Source organism: Streptococcus suis (genome assembly GCF_002964575.1).
Taxonomy (GTDB): Bacteria; Bacillota; Bacilli; order Lactobacillales; family Streptococcaceae; genus Streptococcus; species Streptococcus suis_R.
Genome location: NZ_POQQ01000105.1, coordinates 1 through 264, shown reverse-complemented (window position 1 = coordinate 264; position 264 = coordinate 1). Strand labels below are relative to the sequence as shown.

The 264-nt window shown below is 42.0% G+C and carries 1 protein-coding gene; it reads left to right on the top strand.

The genetic code is table 11. The features are described 5' to 3' along the window. The coding region (locus C1E58_RS11960; RefSeq protein WP_269088935.1) for an ABC transporter substrate binding protein at positions 1–264 on the top strand (264 nt) is incomplete at both ends.

The window sequence follows — 264 nt, the reverse complement described above, 5'->3', positions numbered from 1 at the left end:
CATGACGGGATCGACTGATGCAACTGATGTGGAAGGTCAAATCGAGATGTTGCTCAAAGTTGTACCAACTGCGAAGACTGTCGGTATTTTCTACAATTCTAGCGAGGTAAACTCAGAAGTTCAAGCTGAGCAGGCTAAAAAAGCACTCGAAGCAAAAGGTGTAAAAGTAGAAGTGACAACAGTTACGACGACAAACGATGTTCAGCAAGCTATTACTTCACTTGCAGGAAAAGTCGATGCTATCTATCTTCCAACTGATAATAC